Origin of the sequence: Streptomyces sp. NPDC050416 (assembly GCF_044458845.1) — a bacterium.
Taxonomy (GTDB): Bacteria; Actinomycetota; Actinomycetes; order Streptomycetales; family Streptomycetaceae; genus Streptomyces.
The window spans coordinates 600,279-623,415 of sequence record NZ_JBITII010000002.1; the positions used below are offsets into that span (position 1 = coordinate 600,279).

Here is a 23,137-nt window from a genome sequence, read left to right on the forward strand (position 1 = left end):
GCGGCTCCTTGTCGACGCGAGGCAGTGGCGGGACGCCGGTTCAGGTCCCGTCGATGTCCAGGTTCGCGATCGCCGTGTCGGCCACCTCTCGCCCGCGCTGCGTGAAGTCGCCCTTACCCGGGTAGCTGACGGTGAGCTTGTACATGTCGCCGCCGGAGGTCCGGTAGTAGAAGATCCTGAGCTCGCGGGGACGGGGGTCCTCGGTGTCGTCGGTGTCGTACGTGACGGTGTTCTCAGCGGCTTTCTTTCCCCTGTACGTGCTGTCCTTGGGAGCCGTCTTCGGGTTGTCGGGCATGTCCAGGCCGTAGTTGCCGGTGTCCTTGAACCCGGTGTCGTCGTCGTACATCTCGGCGGCCGCGGAGCCGGCGATGGTACGGCCCGTGTCCTCCCACTTCTTGTCGAGCGTCAGGCCGATCCAGATGCTGCCGCTCCAGTCGGTGTACCTGACCCAGTGCTTCTGGTCCGACTGCCGGTCGGGCAGGGTCCGCTGGTAGTCGCCGGGGACGGCCAGCGACGCGGCGAGGTCCTTCTCCTGGCGTGTCGTCCAGCCCTCGGGCAGCGGCCCGGCGAACGGGTTCGCCAGCACCAGGTACGCCGTCACCGCCGCCGCGACGACCGCCGCACCGAGTCCGGCCCACGCCTTTCGGCCGAGCCGGAGTCTTCGACCCTGACCGCCCGTCATGGGGACGACCTGCGTCGGCTGGACGGCCGGCGGGTTCGCGGCGGCCTCCAGCAGGGCACGCACCCGGGCGGCGTCCGGGCGGCGGGCCGGGTCCTTGTGCAGCAGGCCGGTGATGGCCTCGGCGAGCGGGCCCTGGGCGGAGGCGGGCGGCGCGGGCACGGCGTTGAGGACGGACTGGAGCGTGGCCGGGGTGTTGCTGCGGCGGAACGGCGAGACGCCCTCCGTCGCCGCGTACAGCACCACGCCGAGGGACCACAGGTCGCTGGCCGGTCCCGGGCGCTGGCCCAGCACCCGCTCGGGCGCGATGTACTCGGGCGAGCCGACGAAGCCGCCGGTGTCGGTCAGGCTGGTCTCGCCCTCGATCTGTGCGATGCCGAAGTCGGTGAGGACGACCCGGTCGTAGCGGCCGAGCAGCACGTTGTCCGGTTTCACGTCACGGTGCAGGATGCCCGCCGCGTGCGCGGCCTCCAGCGCGCCGAGCACCTGCAGGCCGATCCGGGCCGCCTCGCGCGCGGACAGGGTGCCCTCCTGGAGCGCGTCGCCCAGCGAACGGCCCCGCACGAGCTCCATCACGATCCAGGGCTGCCCCTCCACGACCGCCACGTCGTGGACGTCGACCACCGCCGGGTGGTCGAGCCGGGCCGCGGCACGTGCCTCGCGGCGCATCCGCTCGAAGGCGTTGGCACGTTCGCGTTCGGGAAGATGCTCCGGGACGCGGGGTTCCTTGACGGCGACCTCCCGGTCCACCGTCTCGTCCTTCGCGCGCCACACCGTGCCCATGCCGCCGTGCCCGAGCTTGGCGATCAGCCGGTAACGCCCGGCGATGAGCCGCCCGGCTCCGGGATCCCGGACCGCTGCGGCCGGCTGGGGCGGCACCGCCTCGGTGGACACGACCTGGGTGGGCGTCGCGTACGGGTTCCCTGGCACCGGCACCGGCGGATTCGGTGGTTGCAGAGCGAAACTCGTTGGCTCGTCGGCCCCGGATCGGGCTCCCCCGTTGCTGCTCATGAGGTCATCCCTATCGCGCCAAGCGCTTGCGCATCCAGCACGGACGCGTCCCGGTCACAGACCCGTGACGTGATCCGGGCACTATCTCCCCTTTGTCCGGTACGTGGCTCATCGACTGCGCTCCACGTCAGGGCGAGGGCGAGGTGGCTGCGGTCGTGGTGGCGCCGGTGGCCGCGGGAATGCTGGGAGTGCGCGTCCCGTGGGACGACGGGCCGGCCGATGGCGTCCTCGGCGCCGAGCTCTTCGGCGTACGGCCGCCGTCGCCGCCGCCCTCGTCCATGAGCAGCGCCGCCGCCGACACACCGGCCCCGGCCATCGCGGCGACCAGCAGCGCGGCCACGAGCACCCGGCGCGTGGGCTGCCGGAGCACCTGCTCGTACCGCTGGTCCGGGCCGTGCAGGTCCATCGGCGGCACCGGCGGCATCGGCGGTTGCCGATCGGTGCCGTCCTGCGACCGTCCGTAGGAGGCGTCCCGCACCGTCGGCGCGTACCCGGGCGGCGGAGCCTGCGGCGTACTGCCCGTCTCGCGGAACGCCCGCAGCATCCGCTCCGCCCGGTCCGCGTCCAGCCGCCGGTCCGGGTCGCGCTCCAGCAGGCCCTGGACGACGGGCAGGAGCGGGCCGGCCTGCGCGGGAGGGCGTATGTCGCCGACGACGACCGCGTGCAGGACGCCGCCCAGCGAGTCGCGGTGGAACGGCGACTCGCCGCTGAGGGCCGCGCACAGCAGCGCGCCCAGCGACCACAGGTCGGACTCGGGCCCGGTCCTGACTCCCGACATCCGCTCGGGCGCGGTGTACTCGGGCGAGCCGACGAAGGATCCGTTCTCGGTGAGCGTGGGGGCGCCCGCGACCTGGGCGATGCCGAAGTCGGTGAGGACGACCCGGTCGGTACCGGCCTCCAGCAGCACGTTGTCGGGCTTGAGGTCGCGGTGCAGCACCCCGGCCGCGTGCGCGGCGCGCAGCGCGCCGAGGAGGGCGATGCCGATCCGTGCGGCCTCGGCGGCGTCGACCGGGCCTTCGGTGGCGAGCCGGTCGGCGAGCGAGCCGCCCTGGATCAACTCCATGACGATGTACGGGCGTTCGTCATCCTCGACGACGTCATGGACGACGATGATGTGCGGATGGTTGAGCTGGGCGACGGCCCGCGCCTCGCGCAGCGTACGGTCCCGCTGCCGGCGCGCCTCCGCCGCGGAGAGCGTCTCGTCGAAGGGGAGTTCCTTGACGGCCACGCCCCGGCCGAGCAGCTGGTCGGTCGCCCGCCAGACCACGCCCATGCCACCGCGCCCGAGCCTCGCCTCGAGCCGGTAACGGCCCGCGATGACACGCATGTTGTGCCCCTCGGTCCCCATGCGGCAATCATGCCCCAACGGAGGGACGGGCTCCGGGGCAGCGGCCGGCGGGTGGCCGAAACACACGGCCCCGGGTCAAGGGCCTCCCGCTTCGGGGGCCCGCGTCGGGAGCCCACGTCAGGGGCCTCCCGCGTCAGGGGGTCTTCTCGTGCCAGCCCTGCAACAGCGCCGTGAACTGCGTGCGCGCCTTCGCCCAGTCCTGCGCGGGTGCCGACATGTAGAGCGCGTACTCGGTGCCGTCGCGGGCGACGTACGTCTCCTCGATGGCCCGGCGCGGACCGGGGAACTTGGTGTCCTTCGCCTGCGCGGTCCAGGTGTACTCCCACAGCGCGCCGTCCCGGTCGCGGTAGACGTTGCGTTCCAGCTTCACGCGCTTGTAGTGGACCAGCCGCTGCAACTGCTGTTCCAGGTCGAGCTGGTGGGCGTACGGGTCGGCGAAGTCCGGGGAGGTGTCGACGGCGATCCGGACGAAGTGCCGGCCGCCGTCGGGCGTGTAGTCGATCTGCTTCAGCTCGCCCTGCGGGCCGAAGGTCTGACGCTTCCAGCCCTTGGGCAGGTAGAGGCTGAAACCCACGGGGTCGTCGCGGCGCGTCCAGCCGTCGGGCACCGAGCCCCCGGGCCGCTCCGTGCGAGTGGTACCGGATGCGGAACCCGACGCCTGCCGGCTCTCGTTCCACTGCTGGAGCGCCACCGCGGTGCCTCCGCCGATGATGGCCGCGAGAGCGACGACGAGGGCGAGGGTGCGAAGCCGGCGGCGCCGGCCCGGACCGGCCGGCCGCGGACCCGCCGCCATCGGGCCGACCATGGTGGGATCGGGCGTCCCGTGCCCGGTGGCGAAGGCCCCGGCTGCCGCGGTACCGGCCGTGGCGGGACCGGTCGCCGGCGCCCCGCCGGCGGGCGTCCCGGCCAGCGGAGGGAGCGGCGTCCCGGTGTGCGATCCCGAGCCGGCGGCGGATGCACCCGTGCCGGACGGGCCCGTGCCGGACGGGCCCGTGCCGGACGGGCCCGTGCCGGACGGGCCCGTGCCGGACGGGCCCGTGCCGGACGGGTGCGTGCCTGAAGGGTTCGTGCCGGACGTGCCCGTGCCGCTGTGCGCGTCCCGGTACGGCGACGCTCCTCCGAACTGCGTCGGCACATACGCCTGCGCCCCGCTCGGCCGCCGCCCCTCCGCCGCCTCGGCGAGCATCTGCTCGGCCTCGGACGCGTCGGGCCGGGTGGCCGGATCCTTGCGCAGCAGGGCGGTGATGACCGGCGTGAGCGCATCCGCGTGCCGAAGCTCGGCGGCCTCCTCCTCGACCACGGCCTGCATGGTGGTCAGCGGGGTGGTGCGGCGGAACGGCGAGCGGCCCTCGACCGCCGTGTAGAGCGTCGCGCCGAGCGCCCACAGGTCGGAGGACGGCCCCGGGTCGTGGCCGCGCACGCGCTCGGGCGCCAGGTAGTCGACCGAGCCGACGACCTCTCCGGTCCGGGTGATGGTGGTGTCACCCTCGATCTGGGCGATGCCGAAGTCGGTGAGCAGGACACGTCCGTCCCGGGCGAGGAGGACGTTACCCGGCTTGACGTCGCGGTGCAGGACCCCGGCGGTGTGAGCGGCGCGCAGGGCACGCAGCACCCACATGCCGATGCGCGCCGCCTCGCGCGGCTCGACGCGCCCCTCCTCCTTGACCGCGTCGGCCAGGGAGCGGCCCTCGACCAGCTCCATCACGATCCACGGGCGGCCGTCGTGCTCCAGCACGTCGTGCACCGTGACGACCGCGGAGTGGTTGATCCGCGCGGCGGCCCTGGCCTCGGCCCGGGTGCGCGCCAGCAGGATGGCCTGCTCGCTCTCGGAGACGTAGAGGGCGGCCGTCAGCTCCTTGATGGCGACGGACCGGTGCAGCACCTCGTCATGTGCCCGCCATACCCGACCCATACCGCCACTGCCGATGGAGTCGGCAAGCCGGTAGCGGCCCGCGACGAGCAGGCCCTGCATCTGATTCACGTTGCCCCGCAATGGTCTTGACAGGGTCAGCGTAAGGACCCGCCCCTCCCCAGGGAACAAGCGGGGTACCACGGTGACCGCACTGTGACGGTTGTCGCCGTCTGGGACAGGAGGGAACGGTGAGGTGAACGCGGGTGCACGGCCGTCGCGTCAGAGGATCATTTCGTCGCCTTGTACGTCGCCGCCGCCTGCTCGTACAGCCGCGTCACCTCGTCCCGCTCCGACTCCGGTCCGCGCACCTGGACCACGTGGTACCGCCCGTCGACCAGCATCGCCAGGTTGCGCACATACAGCTCGCCCCCGTCGTCGCCGCTCCAGGTGAACTGTCCCTCGGCCATGGTCCGCCCGCCCACCTCGATCGTCTTCAGCCCGGTGGAGGTGGCCCAGCTGGAGTCGCGGTACGGCTGCAACTCGCGCTCCTTCTCCCGCTGGTAGACCATCGGATCGCTGCCGTACTGCGACGCGCTGTCCCGGCCCGGTACGACGATGAGCTCGAAGTCGCCCTTCGCGTAGACGACCTGGCCGCTGCCGCCCCGCGGCGTGCGGTCCCAGCCCTTGGCGACGGCGACCTGGAAGCCCGCCGAGTCCTTGCGCAGGGTGAAGCCGTCGGCGACCTCGGGGCCGGTGGTCTGCGTCTGCGTGGAACCGGCCGATGTCGACGGGCTCTTCTCCGGCTCGGGCGACGCCCGGTCGGGCCGGGGCTCGCCGCTGGCCTCCGGCTCAGGTACCTGGCTGGCCTCACCGGCGGCTCCGGTGCGGTCCGTGCCCTGCGCGCCGTCGGTCTGCGACTTGGGCATGAAGAGCATGGCGTAGGCGATCGCCGCGGCCATCACGAGCAGGACGAGCAGGAGCAGGGTACGGCCGAGGCGGTGCGGCGACCGGGACTCCTTCTTGGCCCGCTTGTGCCGCCCGTGGTGCGCGGGCAGTCCGGCCCGCCGCCTGCGCACGAGCTCGCCCCGGCGCCGTACGACGGGCAGCCGGCTCGCGTCGACGGGCGGCGCCGCGACGACATGCACACCGGCCTCCGGCTCGGGCGCCGAGCGCACCAGCGAGCGCAGCCAGCCGCGCAGCTCCTCGAAGTCGAGGCGCTCGGTCGGGTCCTGACGCAGCAGCGACTCCACGACCGGCCGGAGCGGCCCGCACTCCTCGGCGTACGCCGGCGGTTCCGCGCACACCATCTGCACCAGCTCGGCCGTCGACTCCTCCGGGTAAGGCGCATGCCCCTGTACGGCCCGGAAGAGCAGCGCGCCGAGCGCCCACAGGTCGGTGGCGGGGCCGATCGGCGCGGCCAACTGCCAGTTCTCGTGCACGGGTCCGGCCTGCTCCGGCGCCCAGCGCTCCGTCACGGGGCCCACCACGGCCATCCGCGCCTGCCGCGCCCGCTCGGCGGCCAGCGCCGTGGCCGGGCCGCGCCGGGGCGCGGGGGTGTGGGCGACCAGGTCGTCCCACCGGGTGGGCTCGCTGGAGGCAGCGGGATCCGGGGCCGGGGGGAGCGCCGCCTGCTCCTGTCCCGGCGAGGGCGCGCCGCCCGTTCCGCCGCGGGGCGTTGCGCCGTGCCAGGCGGTCGTCCGGGGAGCACCGCTCACGCCGTAGGGGTCGGCAATCTGCCCCGGCGCTGTCCCCCCGGGCCCTGTGCTCTGCCCGGGGACGTACGGCGACTGCGCCGAGCCGTTGACGTGGGGCCCGGGTCCGCCGTCCGGGGCGGGCCGGGCGCCGGGCAGCGCCGCCCGGCCGTTCTGCTGCGTCTCGTGGACCCGGGCCGCGGCACGGGCACCCGCCCGGTAGGCCGCGATCGCCCCGGCTCGCGCGGCCCGCGGATCCGCTCTGTCGTCCTCGCTCCTGCGGGCCGGCACGGGCGAGACCCCGCTCCCCGCGTCGGCTCCGACCGCCGGCAGACCCCGGGCCTCCCGAGCCTCTATCGCGGCCCGCCGCGCGGCCTCGGGATCACCCGCGCCACCGCCGCCCGGACCGCCGACGCCACCGGCCGTCCCGGCGCCACCCGTCTCCTGGCCGGGCTCGCCGAAGGCCGGCGCCGGAACGGGGTCGTACCCGCACAGCGCCTCCTCCGCCGCGCCCACCGCCAGTCCGGTCAGCATCACCCGGCCGTCGTCGCAGACGAGGACCGTCCGCGCGGTGATGTTCCGGTGCACCCAGCCGTGCGCATGCAGCACCCGCAGCGCCATGAGGACGTCGGAGGCCACCTCGGCCGCCCGGTACGGCGTCAGCGGCTTCTCGGCGAGCAGCGCCGCCAGCGGACGCGCGGCCACCAGCTCACTGACGATCCACAGCGAGCCGCCCTCGGCGAACACGTCGAAGACCTGGTCGAGCCGGGGATGGTCGGGGATGGCCGCCGCGGCCTGCGCGGCCTCGACCGCGCGCCGGACCACCGGGTCCGTGGGCCGCCGGATGCCCGCACGGGCGCCGGGCCTGCGCGCGCCACCGTCACGGGCCGTGAAGCCGTCGGGCAGCCCCTCCGCGTCGAGGACCTCCGCCTCGACCACCTCCGGCAACGGCACTGCCCTGACCAGGACTTCCTGTCCGCTGTAGGTGTCGAAGGCCCGGGACTCGGTGAGTTCGTACTCGTCGGACGGCGGCAGCGGCAGGCGGTAGCGGTCGGCGAGCACCCGTCCCGCATAGTCGTCCACGACGCCTCCCCCGGCAGCCTGTTCGGTCACATCCGTTCGCCCCACGGTCCGTTCCGGCTGCGCACGGTCCGCAAACATTTACGATACGTGCCGCAGGCAACCCGCAATGCGGGGATGCCAGATCTCACTCCCCAAACCCGGGGCCGCTCATGCTCAGGACTTGGGTTCGAAGGTCTTGGTCAGCGTCCGCCAGGTCTCCCTGCGCAGCTCATCACCCCAGCCAGCCGCTTTCGCCGTGTACATCAGCGCATAGCCCTGCCGGTCGTCGACGACGAAACCCCGGTCGATGGTCCGGTACTTGGTGCCGTTCTCCACGTAGGTGAACTCCCAGTCGGCCGTGTTCCAGTCGCGGTAGTCCACCTGCTCTATTCGGATCTTCTTGTACTGCGCGCGCTGCATGTAGCGCTCCTGGCTCTTCCAGTCCGCCACCGGGTCGCCCTTGGGCGTGGATGTCCAGGCGATGAGCAGCTTCTGCCCGTCGGGCCCGGTGAACCGGTCGCCCGCGGCGCCCGTGGACCCGTACTTCCACCCCTTGGGCAGACCGATCGAGTACCCCTGGCTGCCCTGATATGTCGACACCGCAGCGGTTCCCTTGCCGCCGGCGGAGGACTCGCTCGCCCGGTCGCCGGGCGTGCCGTTCGAGGCGGGCGCCGACGGCGTGGGCTTCGTCGCCGCGCTGTCGGTGCGCGTGCCGTCGCTCTCGTCGCCCTTGGTGTCGGCGCTGCTGGGCGCGGTGGCGACGGCCTTGCCGCCGTTCCCTCCGGCGGACCCCTTCGAACCCTTGTCGTCTCCGCTGAGCGCGATGGCGAGCACCGTGCCGATCACGGCGAGCACCACGACCGCCGCGATGATCACCATGGTGCGCCGCGGCACCACGTCGGTCAGCGGCGCCCTGGGCGCGGGCCGCGGCGGCAGGTCCGGCCGCGGCATGACGGGCCACCCCGAACTCCGGCCCTCGGACGTCGCCTTCGCCCCCTGCGCACCGGCCCCAGCACTGGCAACCGCCCCCAAGGCCGACGCCGAACCGGGCGTCGACACGGAGGCACCCGCGCCCCCGTCCCCGGCCCCGGCCTTCGCGCCCTCCGGTCCGGACGAGGACGTGCCCTCCTCGGACCGGGACCGGGACGCGGCCGACGCCCCGGCCGTCCCCACGGCGGCCTTGCGCACGGAACGCAGCGCCCCGCGCAGCCGCTCCCCGGGCTCCTCGCTCCGCTTGCTCCCGGAACCCGCCGGACTCCCCTTGCGCGAGGACTTGTCCGGCTGCGCCGGCAGCGGCACGACCTTCGTCGCGTCCATCGGCTCGGGCTCGGCCGGCGCGGGGGCGTGGATGACCGAGTTCAGCATCGCCCGGGCGCCCGCGTCGTCGAGCCGCTGGGCGGGGTCCTTGGTGAGCAGCCCGTAGATGACGTCCTTCAGCGGGCCGGCGTTCTTCGGCTCCTCCAACGGCTCGGTCATCACCGCCGTGAGCGTCGCTATGGCCGACCCCTTGTCGTACGGCGGCGTGCCCTCCACCGCCGCGTACAGCAGCCCGCCGAGCGACCAGAGGTCGGCCGCCGGGCCCGGCTTGTGCCCGCGCGCCCGCTCCGGGGAGATGTAGGAGGGCGCGCCGACGAGCATGCCGGTCGAGGTGATGGACGGGTCACCCTCGACCTGGGCGATGCCGAAGTCCGTGAGCACGACCCGGCCGTCCTCGGCGATGAGCACGTTCGACGGCTTCACGTCGCGGTGCAGGATGCCCTCGCGGTGCGCGGAGCGCAGCACGTCCAGGACGGCGAGCCCGACCTCGGCGGCCCGCTTCGGTTCCAGGAGGCCGTCCTCCCGGATGACCTCGGCGAGCGACTTGCCCTCGACGAGCTCCATCACGATCCAGGGCCGGTCGTCCTCCTGGACCACGTCGAAGACCGTCACGGCGCTGTTGTTGCGGATCCGCGCGATCGCCTTGGCCTCGCGCAGCGTCCGCGTGATCAGCCGCCGCTTCTCCTCCTCGTCGATGTTCGACGGGAACCGCAGCTCCTTGACGGCGACCGTCCGCCCCAGGGTCTCGTCCTGGGCCCGCCACACCGTGCCCATGCCACCGCGGCCGAGCACTTCACCCAGCCGGTAACGCCCCGCGAGGAGACGCTCCCTGTTGTCCTGACGAGTGTCCTGACGAGATGTGCCCGCCCGCTCCGCCTCCGACATGCGTCCCCTCATACAACCCGCCCTGACAGAGCCTCCATTGTCTCTCACCCGACAAGTGCCCAGCGCCCCAGGGGCCCCCTGGTGAAACGCCCCCTCGGCCCCGCCCACCCGGAACCCGGGCGCGGCACCCGGCGCGCCGCCTTGCATGATGGGCCCCCGACGCCCCGACCAGGGAGGAGCCCGCGTGCCGCCCTTTCGGACCTTGCTGGCCCTGCCGGTGTCCGTGGCCCTCCTCGGCCTGCTTCCGGCCGACTCGTCGGCTCTCTCGGATCCGCCGACGGACGCGGTGCTCCCGCTGCTGGTGACCCAGGGGAGGGCACCGGCCGCGGCCCTGCTCGCCCGGGAGGGGGCAACCACCCGCTATGCCCATGCCGGGCAGGGAATCGCCCGGTCGGACCACTTCCGCGCCGGCAGCGTCACGAAGACGTTCATCGCGACGGTCGTGCTGCAACTGGCCGCCGAGCACCGGCTGTCACTGTCCGACACCGTGGAGCAGCACCTGCCGGGCCTGGTGCGGGGAACGGGCAACGACGGCCGCGCGCTGACCCTGCGCTCCCTGCTCACCCACACCAGCGGCCTGTACGACTACACCAGGGACACCGGCGGAACCGCACCCGTCACACCCCGTCAGGCCGTACGCATCGCACTCACCCACCCCCCGGCCGGCCGCGGCCGCTTCTCCTACTCGAACACCAACTACGTCCTGCTCGGCCTGGTCGTCCAGCAGGTCACCGGCCGCTCGTACGCCGCCGAGGCCGAGCGCCGCATCATCACTCCCCTGCGTCTGACGGGCACCTCCTTCCCCGGATCCCGCTCCTCGCTGCCCTCTCCGCACGGCCGCGCCTACGCCGCCGACGGAACCGACGTCACCGATCTCGACCCGCGGGTGGCCGGCGCCGCGGGCGAGTTGGTGACCACGCTCGCCGATCTGGACCGCTTCTACTCGGCCCTGCTCGGCGGGCGGCTGCTGCCCCCGCACTGGCTGCGCGAGATGCTCGACACCCGTGCCGCACACGGCGCGTACGGCATGGGCCTGTTTCCCGAGAAACTGCCGTGCGGCACGACGGTGTGGGGGCACAACGGGCACATAACCGGCAGCTACCTGCGCACCGCAGCCACCGTCGACGGCCGGCGTGTCCTCACCTTCCGCGTGAACACGGACGCGATAGCGGATCCCGGTCTCGAACCCGCGGTGCTCGCGGCCGAGTTCTGCCCCCGCACCTCGTAGAACGACCGGGTTCCGAACGGAGATCCCGGCTTCTGACACTCGTTCGGGTGATGTCGAACGCGCCGCCCGGATCGTGGGAACAGCCGCCTAGAGCGGCACGATGTCCGGCGCCCCGAGCCGCGCCGCGTCCGCCGTCAGGTCGTCCGGCTGGCGCTGCGACTCCCGCTCGGCCTCCACCCGCTTCTCGTAGTGCTGCACCTCGCGCTCGATCTGGTCCTTGTCCCAGCCGAGGACCTGCGCCATCAGCTCGGCGGCGTCCCGTGCGCTGCGCGTGCCCCGGTCGAAGGTCTCGATGGAGATGCGCGTCCGCCGGGTCAGCACGTCGTCCAGATGCCGCGCCCCCTCGTGCGAGGCCGCGTAGACGATCTCGGCGCGCAGATAGTCGTCGGCCGCCGGCAGGGGCTCGCCCAGGGACGGGTCCTCGGCGATGAGCGCGAGGAGTTCCTCGGCCAGCGTGCCGTACCGGTTCAGCAGGTGTTCCACCCGCACCACATGGAGTCCGGTCCGGGCGGCGATCCGCGCCCGCGCGTTCCACAGCGCCCGGTAGCCCTCGGCGCCCAGCAGCGGCACGTCCTCGGTGACGCACTCGGCGACCCGCATGTCCAGCCCGTGCACCGCCTCGTCCACCGCGTCCTTGGCCATGACCCGGTAGGTCGTGTACTTGCCGCCCGCCACGACGACGAGCCCGGGGACCGGATGCGCCACGGTGTGCTCGCGCGACAGCTTGCTGGTGGCGTCCGACTCGCCCGCGAGCAGCGGCCGCAGCCCCGCGTACACGCCCTGGACGTCATCCCTGGTGAGCGGCACCGCGAGCACCGAGTTCACATGTTCCAGCAGGTAGTCGATGTCCGCGCTGGACGCGGCCGGGTGGGCCTTGTCGAGGTCCCAGTCGGTGTCCGTGGTGCCGACGATCCAGTGCCGGCCCCAGGGGATGACGAACAGCACGGACTTCTCCGTGCGCAGGATCAGCCCGGTCGTGCAGTGGATCCGGTCACGCGGTACGACCAGATGGATGCCCTTGGACGCCCGGACGTGGAACTGGCCGCGCTCCCCGACCATCGCCTGGGTGTCGTCCGTCCACACGCCGGTCGCGTTGACGACCTGCTTGGCGCGGATCTCGTACTCGCCGCCGCCCTCCACGTCCTGCACCTTCGCGCCGACGACCCGCTCGCCCTCGCGCAGGAAACCCGTCACACGGGCGCGGTTGGCGGCCTGCGCGCCGTACGCCACCGCCGTGCGCACCAGGGTCGCCACGTAGCGGGCGTCGTCCATCTGGGCGTCGTAGTACTGCAGCGCCCCCACCAGGGCGTCCTTCTTCAAGCAGGGCGCCACGCGCAGGGCGTGAGAGCGGGTCAGATGGCGGTGCATGGGCAGGCCCCGGCCATGACCTCGGGCCATGGACATGGCGTCGTACATCGCGACGCCAGACCCGGCGTACAGCCGCTCCCAGCCCTTGTGCTGCAAGGGGTACAGGAACGGCACGGGCTTCACCAGATGCGGGGCGAGCCGCTCCAGCAGCAGGCCGCGTTCCTTCAGGGCCTCCCGGACGAGCGCGAAGTCGAGCATCTCCAGATAGCGCAGGCCGCCGTGGATCAGCTTGCTGGACCGGCTGGAGGTGCCCGACGCCCAGTCGCGCGCCTCCACCAGTCCCGTGGACAGGCCCCGGGTCGCGGCGTCGAGGGCGGTGCCCGCACCGACCACGCCTGCGCCCACCACCAGCACGTCCAGCTCGCGCTCGGCCATAGATGCGAGTGACTCGGCGCGTTGCGCCGGCCCGAGTGTCGCTGTCCTCACCGCTGCCTCCCGCTCATCGCGACGGCTGGTGCCGCCTCGGTCGCGCCGGCCGCACCCGTCGGGTGAGACCCCGTCCGTATCCCATGCCCAAATTCTGACCGTGTTGCCCGACTTCAGCCACCACGGGCCATCAGCCTGTGGACAACGCCCACGGGACACTCACCGAAACTCGGGCGAGCAATCCCGCATATCGGTCATATTTACTCCTAGTCTGACATTGCGCTCGCCCGTCCTGTCCACAGGGCTTGCGCACCTGTCCCACTTCGGCTATTGGGAAGGACGGCCACGCCATGCCCGCAGATCTCGCCGTCATCGGACTCGGCCCGTACGGCCTGCCCCTGGCTCAGGCCGCCGTCGCCGCAGGCGTCGCCACCATCGGCTACCGGACCGGCCCCGAGGCCGGCTCCCTCAGCGCCGCCGAACAGCGCCGGATGCTCTCGGGGGGCTTCCGGCCGACCACGAACGCCACCGAGCTCGGCCGGGTGCGCACCGCCGTCATCTGCGCACCGACCCCACGGGGCGCGGACGGCGGACTCGACCTGAGCCAGCTGGAGGCGGCCGCCCGCACCCTGGCCGCGCACCTGCGCCCGCACACCACAGTGATCCTGGAGTCCCCTGTGTACCCGGGGACCACAGAGGAATGCCTGCGTCCTCTCCTCGAAGAGGGCTCGGGTCTGCGCGCGGGCCGCGACTTCCACCTCGCCTACTCCCCCAGCCGCGTCGACCCCGGCAACCGCGACTTCACGCCCGCCAACACCCCCAAGGTCATCGGCGGCCTCACCCCGGCCTGCACGGAGTCGGCCGCCGCCTTCTACGGACGGCTCACCGACAAGGTGGTACGCGCGCGTGGCCTCCGCGAGGCGGAGACCGTGCAGCTCCTGGAGACCAACTACCGGCACGTCAACATCGCCCTCGTCAACGAGATGGCCGTCCTCTGCCACGACCTGGGCGTCGACCTGTGGGACGTCGTCCGCTGCGCGGAGACCAAGCCGTTCGGCTTCCAGGCCTTCCGCCCCGGCCCCGGCGTCGGCGGCCACGCCGTCCCGCAGGACCTGACCGCCCGCGGCGGCCGCACCCTGCGCATGGTGGAACTGGCCCAGCAGGTCAACAGCCGGATGCCCGGCTACGTCGTCCAGCGCGCGGCAGCGCTCCTCAACGAGCACGGCAAGTCGGCCCGGGGCGCACGCGTGCTGCTCCTGGGCGTCACCTACAAGCCCGACCTCGCCGACCTGCACCGCACGCCCGCCCAGGAGATCGCCCTGCGCCTGATGGAACTGGGCGCCTCGGTCAGCTACCACGACCCGCACGTCCCCGCCTGGAGCGTCCTGGACCGCCCCGTCCCCCGCGTGGACTCCCTCTACGAGGCGGTCGCCGACGCGGACCTGACCATCCTCCTCCAGCAGCACCGCACGTACGACCTGCAAGGCCTGTCGGTGAAGGCGCAGCTGCTGCTGGACACGCGGGGGGCGGCGCCCACGGGGGCGGCGCATCGGTTGTGAAGAGGGGCGTGCGGGGTGCGTGAGCCCTGGGGCTGGTGGCATGCGGCACGCGGCGCGGGTACCTTACGGAAACAAGGCGGAGCCCACCGCAGTGGTCGCTGCGGCAGGCTCCTGGATGGATCACGGAGTGTCCGCCCCTAGCTCTCTTGGGGGCGGCCGCTCACCATCCGAAACAAGGTGGAGCCCACCGCAGTGGTCGCTGCGGCAGGCTCCTGGATGGATCACGGAGTGTCCGCCCCTAGTCTTCGTGGGGGCGGCCGCTCACCATCCAAAAATCCGCAAGATCCACCTCCTCCGGCACTGCACCATCCGAAGACGGAGTCGGTCCCAGCGGGTGGGCTTGCGGTGGCGTCCCATGGGCGCCCCCTTCCACGACGCTGCCCATTGACCCGGTAGGCAGCACGTCGGATTCGGGCCGGGCCCCGAGGGGCCGGGGTCCGGAACCGTGTCCTTGGAAGGGGGCACCCAGAAGAACCTGGGGCGCCGATCACGGACACTAGCGCCTCGAAACCGCCCTCAACGGGGCCAACCGGCCCGAAGGCAACCGTGCGCCCCCCTACGGCAACACGCGCCCCGCGCAAGCCAGTTGGGCATGCGAAAGGGCCCGGCCACTCCCCCGAGTGACCAGGCCCTTCTCAGTCCTGGAACGGACTACCGCCGGTGCTGCGAGTCCGCCACCGTCACCTCGACCCGCTGGAACTCCTTCAGCTCGCTGTACCCGGTCGTGGCCATCGCCCGCCGCAGTGCGCCGAACAGGTTCATCGATCCGTCGGGGGTGTGGGACGGACCCGTGAGGATCTCCTCGATCGTGCCGACCGTGCCGAGGTCGACCTTCTGGCCGCGCGGCAGCTCCTCGTTCACGGCCTCCATGCCCCAGTGGTGGCCCTTGCCCGGCCCGTCCGTCGCGCGGGCGAGCGGGGAGCCCATCATGACCGCGTCGGCGCCGCAGGCGATCGCCTTGGGCAGGTCGCCGGACCAGCCGACACCGCCGTCCGCGATCACGTGCACGTACCGGCCGCCGGACTCGTCCATGTAGTCGCGGCGGGCCGCGGCCACATCGGCGACCGCCGTCGCCATCGGGACCTGGATGCCCAGCACGTTGCGCGTGGTGTGCGCGGCGCCGCCGCCGAAGCCGACCAGCACGCCCGCCGCGCCCGTGCGCATGAGGTGCAGGGCCGCGGTGTACGTGGCGCAGCCGCCGACGATCACCGGGACGTCCAGCTCGTAGATGAACTGCTTCAGGTTCAGCGGCTCGTGCGAACCGGAGACGTGCTCGGCGGAGACCGTCGTACCGCGGATGACGAAGATGTCCACGCCCGCGTCGACGACGGCCTTGGAGAACTGGGCCGTGCGCTGCGGGGAGAGCGCCGCGGCCGTGACCACGCCCGAGTCGCGCACCTCCTTGATCCGCGCGCCGATCAGCTCCTCCTTGATGGGCGCGGCGTAGATCTCCTGGAGGCGCCGGGTGGCCGCCTCGGCGGGCAGTTCGGCGATCTCGTCGAGCAGCGGCTGCGGATCCTCGTAGCGCGTCCACAGGCCTTCGAGGTTCAGTACGCCGAGGCCGCCGAGCTCACCGATGCGGATGGCGGTGGCCGGGGAGACGACCGAGTCCATGGGGGCGGCCAGGAACGGCAGCTCGAAGCGGTAGGCGTCGATCTGCCAGGCGATCGAGACCTCCTTCGGGTCCCGCGTACGGCGGCTGGGGACGACGGCGATGTCGTCGAAGGCGTACGCCCGGCGGCCGCGCTTGCCGCGCCCGATCTCGATCTCAGTCACGTTGGTGGCCTTTCCCTTTGCGTTTCAGCGTCTTCCAGTATCGCCGACGGGCACGGAGAGGGCGGCCCCGGATGCTCCGGAACCGCCCTCGGCAGGCCTGGGGACTACTTACTACGGCTGTAGTTAGGCGCCTCGACCGTCATCTGGATGTCGTGCGGGTGGCTCTCCTTGAGACCGGCGGAGGTGATCCGGACGAAGCGGCCCTTGGTCTCCATCTCGTCGATGGAGGCGGCGCCCACGTAACCCATCGTCTGGCGCAGACCGCCGACGAGCTGGTGCAGCACGTTGGCCAGCGGGCCGCGGTAGGGCACCTGGCCCTCGATGCCCTCGGGCACGAGCTTGTCGTCGGAGCCGACCTCGGCCTGGAAGTAGCGGTCCTTGGAGTACGACTTGGCCTGGCCGCGGGACTGCATCGCACCGAGCGAGCCCATGCCGCGGTACGACTTGAACTGCTTGCCGTTGATGAACTGCAGCTCGCCCGGGGACTCCTCACAGCCGGCGAGCAGGCTGCCCAGCATGACCGTGTCGGCGCCCGCGGCGAGCGCCTTGCCGATGTCGCCCGAGTACTGCAGACCGCCGTCACCGATCAGCGGCACGCCGGCCGGACGGGCGGCGAGGGACGCCTCGTAGATGGCGGTGACCTGCGGGACGCCGATACCGGCGACCACCCGGGTGGTACAGATCGAGCCGGGGCCGACGCCCACCTTGATGCCGTCGACACCCGCGTCGATCAGCGCCTGGGCGCCGTCGCGCGTGGCGACGTTGCCGCCGATCACGTCGACGCCGACGCTCGACTTGATCTTCGACATCCAGCTGAGGGCGTTGCTGTTGTGGCCGTGCGAGGTGTCGACGACCAGGAAGTCCACACCGGCGGCTGCGAGCGCCTGGGCCCGCTCCAGGGCCTCGGGGCTGGCGCCCACGGCGGCGCCCACGAGGAGACGGCCCTCGGCGTCCTTGGCCGCGTTGGGGTACTGCTCGGCCTTGACGAAGTCCTTGACCGTGATGAGGCCCTTGAGGACACCCGCGTCGTCGACCAGCGGAAGCTTCTCGATCTTGTGGCGGCGCAGCAGCTCCATGGCGTCGGGGCCGGAGATGCCGACCTTGCCGGTCACCAGGGGCATGGGGGTCATGACCTCGCGCACCTGACGGGTGCGGTCGGTCTCGAAGGCCATGTCGCGGTTGGTGACGATGCCGAGCAGCTTGCCGTTGCCGTCGGTGACGGGGACGCCGCTGATGCGGAACTTGGCGCACAGGGCGTCGGCCTCGCCGAGCGTCGCGTCCGGGTGCACCGTGATCGGGTCGGTGACCATCCCGGACTCGGACCGCTTCACCAGGTCGACCTGGTTGACCTGGTCCTCGATGGAGAGGTTGCGGTGCAGGACGCCGACGCCGCCCTGGCGGGCCATGGCGATCGCCATGCGCGACTCGGTGACCTTGTCCATGGCGGCGGACAGCAGCGGGATGTTGACCCGCACGTTGCGGGAGATGCGGGACGAGGTGTCGACCGCGTTGGGGAGCACTTCGGATGCACCCGGCAGCAGCAGCACGTCGTCGTAGGTCAGCCCGAGTGTCGCGAATTTACCGGGCACTCCGTCGACGTTGGCAGTCATGACACCTTCCCCAAATGGCCTTGATCGGTGCGGATGTCCATGCTAACGGGAAGCGCAGCTGTCTCATTCCACGGTTCCGCCTGGCTCCGGGCTTCGTATGTTCGTACGGAATCAGCGCACTGCCTGTTCAACAAAGCGGTTGTTCCCGAGGGCTACTGCTCGGCCAGCGCCCGCAGCCGGCTCAGCGCCCTGTGCTGCGCCACCCGGACCGCGCCGGGTGACATTCCCAACATCTGGCCCGTCTCCTCGGCCGTGAGGCCCACCGCGATCCGCAGCAGCAGCAGCTCCCGCTGGTTCTCGGGCAGGTTGGCCAGCAGTTTCTTGGCCCATTCCGCGTCGCTGCTGAGCAGGGCGCGCTCCTCCGGTCCCAGGGAGTCGTCGGGCCGCTCCGGCATCTCGTCGGAGGGGACGGCCGTCGAGCCGGGGTGGCGCATCGCCGCGCGCTGGAGGTCGGCGACCTTGTGGGCGGCGATGGCGAAGACGAACGCCTCGAAGGGGCGCCCGGTGTCCCGGTAGCGGGGCAGTGCGAGGAGCACCGCCACGCAGACCTCCTGGGCGAGGTCCTCCACGAAGTGCCGGGCGTCGCCCGGGAGGCGGGACAGACGGGTGCGGCAGTAGCGCAGGGCCAGGGGGTGAACATGGGCGAGCAGGTCGTGCGTGGCCTGCTCGTCCCCGTCGACCGCGCGGTGGACGAGCGCGCCGATCGCCCCTTGGGCATTGACCGCCTCGTCGTCGCGCATCGGTCCATGGTGCCTTGCGGCCGCCGGGTCCGTGGCACCGCGCCCGTTGTTGTGCACCGAAGCGTTATGAGCAGGTGCGCCGGAACTCATCCCCTGCGCCCTCCCCTTCCGCTCGACCGACTCGTCCCCGAGGAACTCCACACCCTCAAGGATGCGGCATCCGCGGCGAAACGAGCAGCGGGCTCCCGGCGGACCCCGGGTCCACCCCCGCCGACCTGGCTTTCCGTGCCCCCAGTGCGACCTCTGGGGCCTGCCGTTCGGATCATTCCGGGGCCGTGGGTTCTCGCGTGCGCCCTGCCGCGCTCTCGACGTCGCCCGGGCGGGGACGGATCCCCTCCGGGGCCGTCATCGGCCGCCGGCCTCGGCACCCGCGTGTACGGCTCGCGCGGGGGCATCCACGTGCCCCCGCTCTGCGGCCCCGGGCGGAGCCCGCGCGTCGAAGCCGGTCCGATCCGAAGGACAAGCCCTAGGGGGTGTCCGTGGAGTCCCGCAGTCCGCCCGGAAGGCGGGCCCTGCGGCGTCCGGTGCGTGCTCTCGGCGTGCCGGGCGGACGCCCGCGTACTGGTTGTACGCGGGTGTTCCACCGGTGCGGCGAGAGGGCGTGCCGGACGCCGCCGGACAGGCGGGACCTTGCGGACATCCCCTAGCGCACCAGACCCCACCGGAAGCCGAGCGCCACGGCGTGGGCCCGATCCGAGGCGCCGAGCTTCTTGAACAGGCGCCGGGCGTGCGTCTTGACGGTGTCCTCGGAGAGGAACAGCTCGCGGCCGATCTCGGCGTTCGAGCGGCCGTGGCTCATGCCCTCGAGAACCTGGATCTCACGCGCCGTGAGCGTCGGCGCGGCGCCCATCTCGGCCGAGCGCAGCCGGCGCGGGGCGAGCCGCCAGGTCGGGTCGGCCAGCGCCTGCGTCACCGTCGCGCGGAGCTCCGCGCGGGAGGCGTCCTTGTGCAGATAGCCGCGGGCACCGGCGGCGACCGCGAGGGCCACACCGTCCAGGTCCTCGGCGACGGTGAGCATGATGATGCGCGCACCGGGGTCGGCGGACAGCAGCCGCCGGACCGTCTCGACGCCGCCCAGGCCGGGCATGCGTACGTCCATCAGAATCAGGTCCGAGCGGTCGGCCCCCCAGCGGCGGAGGACTTCCTCGCCGTTGGCCGCCGTCGTCACGCGCTCTACGCCGGGCACGGTCGCGACCGCGCGGCGGAGCGCCTCTCGGGCAAGCGGGGAGTCGTCGCAGACGAGGACGGAAGTCATGACCGCCCTCCGCAGCTGATGCGCGTCACCTTGAGCCTCCAGGCTGGTACGAAATCGTCACCTGTGCGGTCGACCGCCTCGGACGCCTGCCCGAGCGCTTGTTCCTTCAACCGCCTCGCACTCTCAACGACGGTCACTCGAAAGAGTTACGGGGGCGACTGACATCTTCGGCACTCTACGTGAGGGGCCGGACACGGTGCAGGCATGCGCAACAGACCCTCGAACTTTCATCACAACCTATGCCCCGTTCGGATCCATTTCTTCCGCTTTGCCAGTGTCTGGAGCTAGATTCGCAATGAGTCATATTTTCATCTCCTTAGATCGTAGTTGTACGGTCGTGGACACCGGATCCGCCCAGAACGGCTACAAGGGGTCACGTAATGGCAGATTTCTCCCGCCTTCCCGGACCGAACGCGGACCTGTGGGACTGGCAGCTGCTGGCTGCCTGTCGCGGGGTGGACAGCTCGCTCTTCTTCCATCCGGAGGGCGAGCGCGGTGCGGCTCGGAGTGCTCGCGAGAACTCGGCCAAAGAGGTCTGCATGAGGTGCCCTGTGCGTGCCGAGTGCGCCGCCCACGCGCTGGCGGTGCGGGAACCGTACGGCGTGTGGGGCGGGCTGACCGAGGACGAGCGCGAAGAGCTGATGGGGCGGGCGCGCAACCGGCTGGTGTCGGCGTCGGCATCCGGCGGGCACGCCGCCTCGAACAACTGAAGGAACGTTTCTGCGAGACAGGCACGCGCACGCGTGCCGTCGGTTTTTGACGCGCCTGCGCTATGGCTGGACGCACCTGCGCTGCCGCTGGACGCACCTGCGCTGTGGCTAGCGGCGGGCGGCCCGTGCCAGTTCGCCGAGCGTCGCCGCCACCGCCGGGACCTGTGCGAGGTCGGGCAGGGTGAGCGCGACGATCTCCCGGCGCACCGCCGGTTCCAGCGTCACGGTCCGAACTCCCCGGGGCCGTACGGACTCGATGGCCAGCTGGGGCAGCACGGCCACGCCCAGACCGGCGCCGACCAGGCCGGCGACCGCCGGGTAGTCGTCGGTCGCGAAGTCGATCCGCGGGGTGAAGCCGGCCGCCGCGCACACCTCGACGAGCTGGCCGCGGCAGCGCGGGCAGCCCGCGATCCACGGCTCGCGCGCGAGTTCGCCGATCGCGACGGACTGCGCGCCCGCGAGCCGGTGCCGCTCCGGAACGAGTGCGACGAGCCGGTCCGTCAGCAGCGGCCGTACGACCAGGTCCTCCCACTCCTCGGCGCCCGCCGCGCCCTCGTAGCGGAAGGCGAGCGCCACGTCGCAGTCGCCCTCGCGCAGCATGCCGACGGACGCGGGCGGTTCGGCCTCCTCCAGGAAGACCCGGGTGCCGGGGTGCGCGTCGCGCAGGGCGGCTAGGGCCGTCGGCACGAGCGTGGAGCTGCCGCTGGGGAAGGAGACGAGCCGGACCCGGCCCGCGCGCAGCCCGGCGATGGCGGCGACCTCCTCCTCCGCGGCCGTGAGCCCGGCGAGGATCCCGGCGGCATGCCGCACCAGCGCCTCGCCGGCCTGGGTCAGGCGCATCTCGCGTCCCGTACGGATCAGCAGAGGTGTGCCGACGGAGGCTTCCAGGGCCTTCATCTGCTGGCTGACGGCAGGCTGGGTGCACCCCAGTTCGCGGCCCGCGGCGGAGAAGGAGCCGGTGGCCGCGACGGCGCGCAGGACGCGGAGATGACGGGCTTCGATCACCCCTCGAGGATAAGCGACCCTTTGAAGCCGCTCCGAATAATGCGTCGACCCTTTGGGCCCGGTTCCCCTACCGTGCGGGCATGAAGCTTCTGTCTGTGAATCTGGGCCGCGCCAAGCCCGTGCCGTACACGGACCACCCGGAGGGTGTGACCGGAATCGACAAGCGGCCGGTGGACGGGCCGGTGCGGGTCTCGGCGCCCGGGCCCAAGGGCGTCGGCGGGAGCGGGCTGGCCGGGGACGCGGTGTGCACGCTGGAGCACCACGGCGGCGACGACCAGGCGGTCTACGCGATGGCGCGCGAGGACCTGGACGCGTGGGAACGCGAGCTGGGCCGGACGCTGCCCGACGGGTCGTTCGGCGAGAACCTCACGACACAGGGTCTCGACGTGTCCGGCGCGCTGATCGGCGAGCGCTGGCGCGTCGGGCCCGAGGTGGTGCTGGAGGTCACCTCCGGCCGGATCCCGTGCCGCACGTTCCAGGGCCATCTGGACGAGAAGCAGTGGGTGAAGCGGTTCACGCAGCGGGGCGCGCCCGGGGCGTATCTGCGGGTGATCGAGCCCGGCGAGATACGGGCCGGCGACCCCGTGGAGATCGTGAACCGGCCGGAGCACGACGTGACCGTGGCCCTCCAGTTCCGGGCGGTGACCACCGAGCGGACGCTGCTGCCGCGGCTGCTGCCGGCGGGCGGGGCGCTGCACCCGGAGGCCCTGAGGCTGGCGCGGGAGTACGCACAGAAGCACGGGGTCTGACGCCGCTCGCCGTGAGGGTCTCCACCGACCCTTCACCGGCGGGACCCCCGCACGCAAGCGGATGCATATAGTCCAGGTCACTAACCTGCTGCCATGACAACGGCTCTGATTACGGGATCGACGGCAGGCATCGGGGCCGCGTTCGCGCGGCGACTGGCGGCGGACGGGCACAACCTCGTGCTGGTGGCCCGCGACACCAAGCGGCTCCGGGAGCAGGCGACCGAGCTGCACGACCGGCACGGCATCGAGGCGGAGGTGCTGACGGCCGACCTCGCCGAGGACAAGGGCATCGAGTCGGTGGCCGGTCGGCTGGGCGACCGCAAGAACCCCATCGACCTGCTGGTCAACAACGCCGGATTCGGCAACAAGGGCCGCTATCTCGACGTGCCCATGACCGACGAGCTGCGGATGCTGAAGGTGCACTGCGAGGCGGTGCTGCGGCTGACGTCCGCGGCGACGGAGGCCATGCGGGAGCGCGGCCGCGGCGGCGTCGTGAACGTCGCGTCGGTGGCCGCGTTCGTCCCGCGGGGCACCTACGGCGCGTCCAAGGCCTGGGTCGTGCAGTTCACCCAGGGCGCCGCGCGCGACCTGGCCGGCAGCGGCGTACGGCTGATGGCGCTCTGCCCCGGCTTCGTGCGCACCGAGTTCCACGAGCGGGCCGGCATGGGCACGGACAACATCCCGGCCTGGATGTGGCTCGACGCGGACAAGCTGGTGGCGGCGGCACTGCACGACCTGGCCCGCGGCAAGACGCTGTCCATCCCGGACCCGCGCTACAAGGCGCTGATGGGGGCGGCGAAGCTGGTGCCGCGGGGGGTGCTCGGGGCGGTGTCGTCCAGGACGGGGCGGAAGTACGGGCCTCAGTAAGGCTGTCGGCGGCCGGGCCGGGTGCCGGTGGCGCCGCTCCGGCCGGCCCGGCCGTTCCC

General features: G+C 72.4%; 16 protein-coding genes. 5 read left to right on the forward strand and 11 right to left on the reverse strand.

Annotated elements, in window-relative coordinates:
- Nucleotides 1–40: 40 nt before the first annotated feature.
- From ACIBL4_RS07740 to ACIBL4_RS07760, 5 genes are all read right to left on the reverse strand, one after another.
- Nucleotides 41–1,690 (reverse strand): serine/threonine-protein kinase, encoded by a 1,650-nt coding sequence (locus ACIBL4_RS07740; RefSeq protein WP_399407516.1) that lies wholly within the window; start codon nt 1,688–1,690, stop codon nt 41–43.
- A gap of 127 nt (nt 1,691–1,817) precedes the next feature.
- Nucleotides 1,818–3,038 carry a serine/threonine-protein kinase gene (locus tag ACIBL4_RS07745; protein ID WP_399407518.1) on the reverse strand — a complete coding sequence of 407 codons (1,221 nt, stop codon included), beginning with the start codon at nt 3,036–3,038 and terminating at the stop codon, nt 1,818–1,820.
- A 133-nt stretch (nt 3,039–3,171) separates the two neighbouring features.
- Nucleotides 3,172–5,010, reverse strand: a complete 1,839-nt coding sequence (locus ACIBL4_RS07750) for a serine/threonine-protein kinase (protein WP_399408124.1) — start codon at nt 5,008–5,010, stop codon at nt 3,172–3,174.
- Nucleotides 5,011–5,177: 167 nt separating this feature from the next.
- Nucleotides 5,178–7,664, reverse strand: a complete 2,487-nt coding sequence (locus ACIBL4_RS07755) for a protein kinase (RefSeq protein WP_399407520.1) — start codon at nt 7,662–7,664, stop codon at nt 5,178–5,180.
- A gap of 153 nt (nt 7,665–7,817) precedes the next feature.
- Nucleotides 7,818–9,845: a serine/threonine-protein kinase gene (locus tag ACIBL4_RS07760; RefSeq protein ID WP_399407522.1), complete on the reverse strand. Its 2,028-nt coding sequence runs from the start codon at nt 9,843–9,845 to the stop codon at nt 7,818–7,820.
- Nucleotides 9,846–10,029: 184 nt separating this feature from the next.
- On the opposite strand from ACIBL4_RS07760, the gene ACIBL4_RS07765 reads away from it, so the two are divergent.
- Nucleotides 10,030–11,073, forward strand: a complete 1,044-nt coding sequence (locus ACIBL4_RS07765) for a serine hydrolase domain-containing protein (RefSeq protein WP_399407524.1) — start codon at nt 10,030–10,032, stop codon at nt 11,071–11,073.
- 87 nt (nt 11,074–11,160) lie between these two features.
- Here the strand turns inward: ACIBL4_RS07765 and ACIBL4_RS07770 are convergent, their stop codons facing one another.
- Nucleotides 11,161–12,867 (reverse strand): glycerol-3-phosphate dehydrogenase/oxidase, encoded by a 1,707-nt coding sequence (locus tag ACIBL4_RS07770; RefSeq protein ID WP_399407526.1) that lies wholly within the window; start codon nt 12,865–12,867, stop codon nt 11,161–11,163.
- 290 nt (nt 12,868–13,157) lie between these two features.
- Here ACIBL4_RS07770 and ACIBL4_RS07775 point away from each other — a divergent pair, with 290 nt between their 5' ends.
- The gene (locus ACIBL4_RS07775) at nt 13,158–14,366 is read left to right on the forward strand and encodes a nucleotide sugar dehydrogenase (RefSeq protein WP_399407528.1); all 1,209 of its coding nucleotides are present in this window, start codon (nt 13,158–13,160) and stop codon (nt 14,364–14,366) included.
- Nucleotides 14,367–15,017: 651 nt separating this feature from the next.
- Here ACIBL4_RS07775 and ACIBL4_RS07780 read toward each other — a convergent pair.
- From ACIBL4_RS07780 to ACIBL4_RS07795, 4 genes are all read right to left on the reverse strand, one after another.
- Nucleotides 15,018–16,142, reverse strand: coding sequence for a GuaB3 family IMP dehydrogenase-related protein (locus ACIBL4_RS07780; RefSeq protein ID WP_020276389.1), 1,125 nt, complete (start codon nt 16,140–16,142; stop codon nt 15,018–15,020).
- A gap of 104 nt (nt 16,143–16,246) precedes the next feature.
- Nucleotides 16,247–17,752: an IMP dehydrogenase gene (guaB, locus tag ACIBL4_RS07785; RefSeq protein ID WP_399407530.1), complete on the reverse strand. Its 1,506-nt coding sequence runs from the start codon at nt 17,750–17,752 to the stop codon at nt 16,247–16,249.
- Between the two features lie 152 nt (nt 17,753–17,904).
- Nucleotides 17,905–18,492, reverse strand: a complete 588-nt coding sequence (locus tag ACIBL4_RS07790; RefSeq protein ID WP_010036508.1) for a sigma-70 family RNA polymerase sigma factor — start codon at nt 18,490–18,492, stop codon at nt 17,905–17,907.
- A 643-nt stretch (nt 18,493–19,135) separates the two neighbouring features.
- Nucleotides 19,136–19,747 carry a response regulator transcription factor gene (locus ACIBL4_RS07795; protein ID WP_003948568.1) on the reverse strand — a complete coding sequence of 204 codons (612 nt, stop codon included), beginning with the start codon at nt 19,745–19,747 and terminating at the stop codon, nt 19,136–19,138.
- 380 nt (nt 19,748–20,127) lie between these two features.
- Here ACIBL4_RS07795 and ACIBL4_RS07800 point away from each other — a divergent pair, with 380 nt between their 5' ends.
- Nucleotides 20,128–20,457: a WhiB family transcriptional regulator gene (locus ACIBL4_RS07800; protein WP_107455880.1), complete on the forward strand. Its 330-nt coding sequence runs from the start codon at nt 20,128–20,130 to the stop codon at nt 20,455–20,457.
- A 108-nt stretch (nt 20,458–20,565) separates the two neighbouring features.
- Here the strand turns inward: ACIBL4_RS07800 and ACIBL4_RS07805 are convergent, their stop codons facing one another.
- The gene (locus ACIBL4_RS07805; protein ID WP_399407533.1) at nt 20,566–21,462 is read right to left on the reverse strand and encodes a LysR family transcriptional regulator; all 897 of its coding nucleotides are present in this window, start codon (nt 21,460–21,462) and stop codon (nt 20,566–20,568) included.
- Between the two features lie 80 nt (nt 21,463–21,542).
- Here ACIBL4_RS07805 and ACIBL4_RS07810 point away from each other — a divergent pair, with 80 nt between their 5' ends.
- Both ACIBL4_RS07810 and ACIBL4_RS07815 read left to right on the forward strand, forming a co-directional pair.
- Nucleotides 21,543–22,211: an MOSC domain-containing protein gene (locus ACIBL4_RS07810; RefSeq protein ID WP_399407535.1), complete on the forward strand. Its 669-nt coding sequence runs from the start codon at nt 21,543–21,545 to the stop codon at nt 22,209–22,211.
- A gap of 93 nt (nt 22,212–22,304) precedes the next feature.
- A complete protein-coding gene (locus tag ACIBL4_RS07815) occupies nt 22,305–23,078 on the forward strand; it encodes an SDR family NAD(P)-dependent oxidoreductase (protein ID WP_399407537.1) in 774 nt (257 codons plus the stop codon).
- Nucleotides 23,079–23,137: the final 59 nt, after the last annotated feature.

What these genes read in the sequence shown, in the direction of transcription:
- ACIBL4_RS07790 (WP_010036508.1), bottom strand. Translation starts at nt 18,492, where the DNA reads ATGCGCGACGACGAGGCGGTCAATGCCCAAGGGGCGATCGGCGCGCTC.
- guaB (WP_399407530.1), bottom strand. Translation starts at nt 17,752, where the DNA reads ATGACTGCCAACGTCGACGGAGTGCCCGGTAAATTCGCGACACTCGGG.
- ACIBL4_RS07750 (WP_399408124.1), bottom strand. Translation starts at nt 5,010, where the DNA reads ATGCAGGGCCTGCTCGTCGCGGGCCGCTACCGGCTTGCCGACTCCATC.
- ACIBL4_RS07810 (WP_399407535.1), top strand. Translation starts at nt 21,543, where the DNA reads ATGAAGCTTCTGTCTGTGAATCTGGGCCGCGCCAAGCCCGTGCCGTAC.
- ACIBL4_RS07745 (WP_399407518.1), bottom strand. Translation starts at nt 3,038, where the DNA reads ATGGGGACCGAGGGGCACAACATGCGTGTCATCGCGGGCCGTTACCGG.
- ACIBL4_RS07775 (WP_399407528.1), top strand. Translation starts at nt 13,158, where the DNA reads ATGCCCGCAGATCTCGCCGTCATCGGACTCGGCCCGTACGGCCTGCCC.
- ACIBL4_RS07740 (WP_399407516.1), bottom strand. Translation starts at nt 1,690, where the DNA reads ATGAGCAGCAACGGGGGAGCCCGATCCGGGGCCGACGAGCCAACGAGT.
- ACIBL4_RS07800 (WP_107455880.1), top strand. Translation starts at nt 20,128, where the DNA reads ATGGCAGATTTCTCCCGCCTTCCCGGACCGAACGCGGACCTGTGGGAC.
- ACIBL4_RS07815 (WP_399407537.1), top strand. Translation starts at nt 22,305, where the DNA reads ATGACAACGGCTCTGATTACGGGATCGACGGCAGGCATCGGGGCCGCG.
- ACIBL4_RS07795 (WP_003948568.1), bottom strand. Translation starts at nt 19,747, where the DNA reads ATGACTTCCGTCCTCGTCTGCGACGACTCCCCGCTTGCCCGAGAGGCG.
- ACIBL4_RS07760 (WP_399407522.1), bottom strand. Translation starts at nt 9,845, where the DNA reads ATGTCGGAGGCGGAGCGGGCGGGCACATCTCGTCAGGACACTCGTCAG.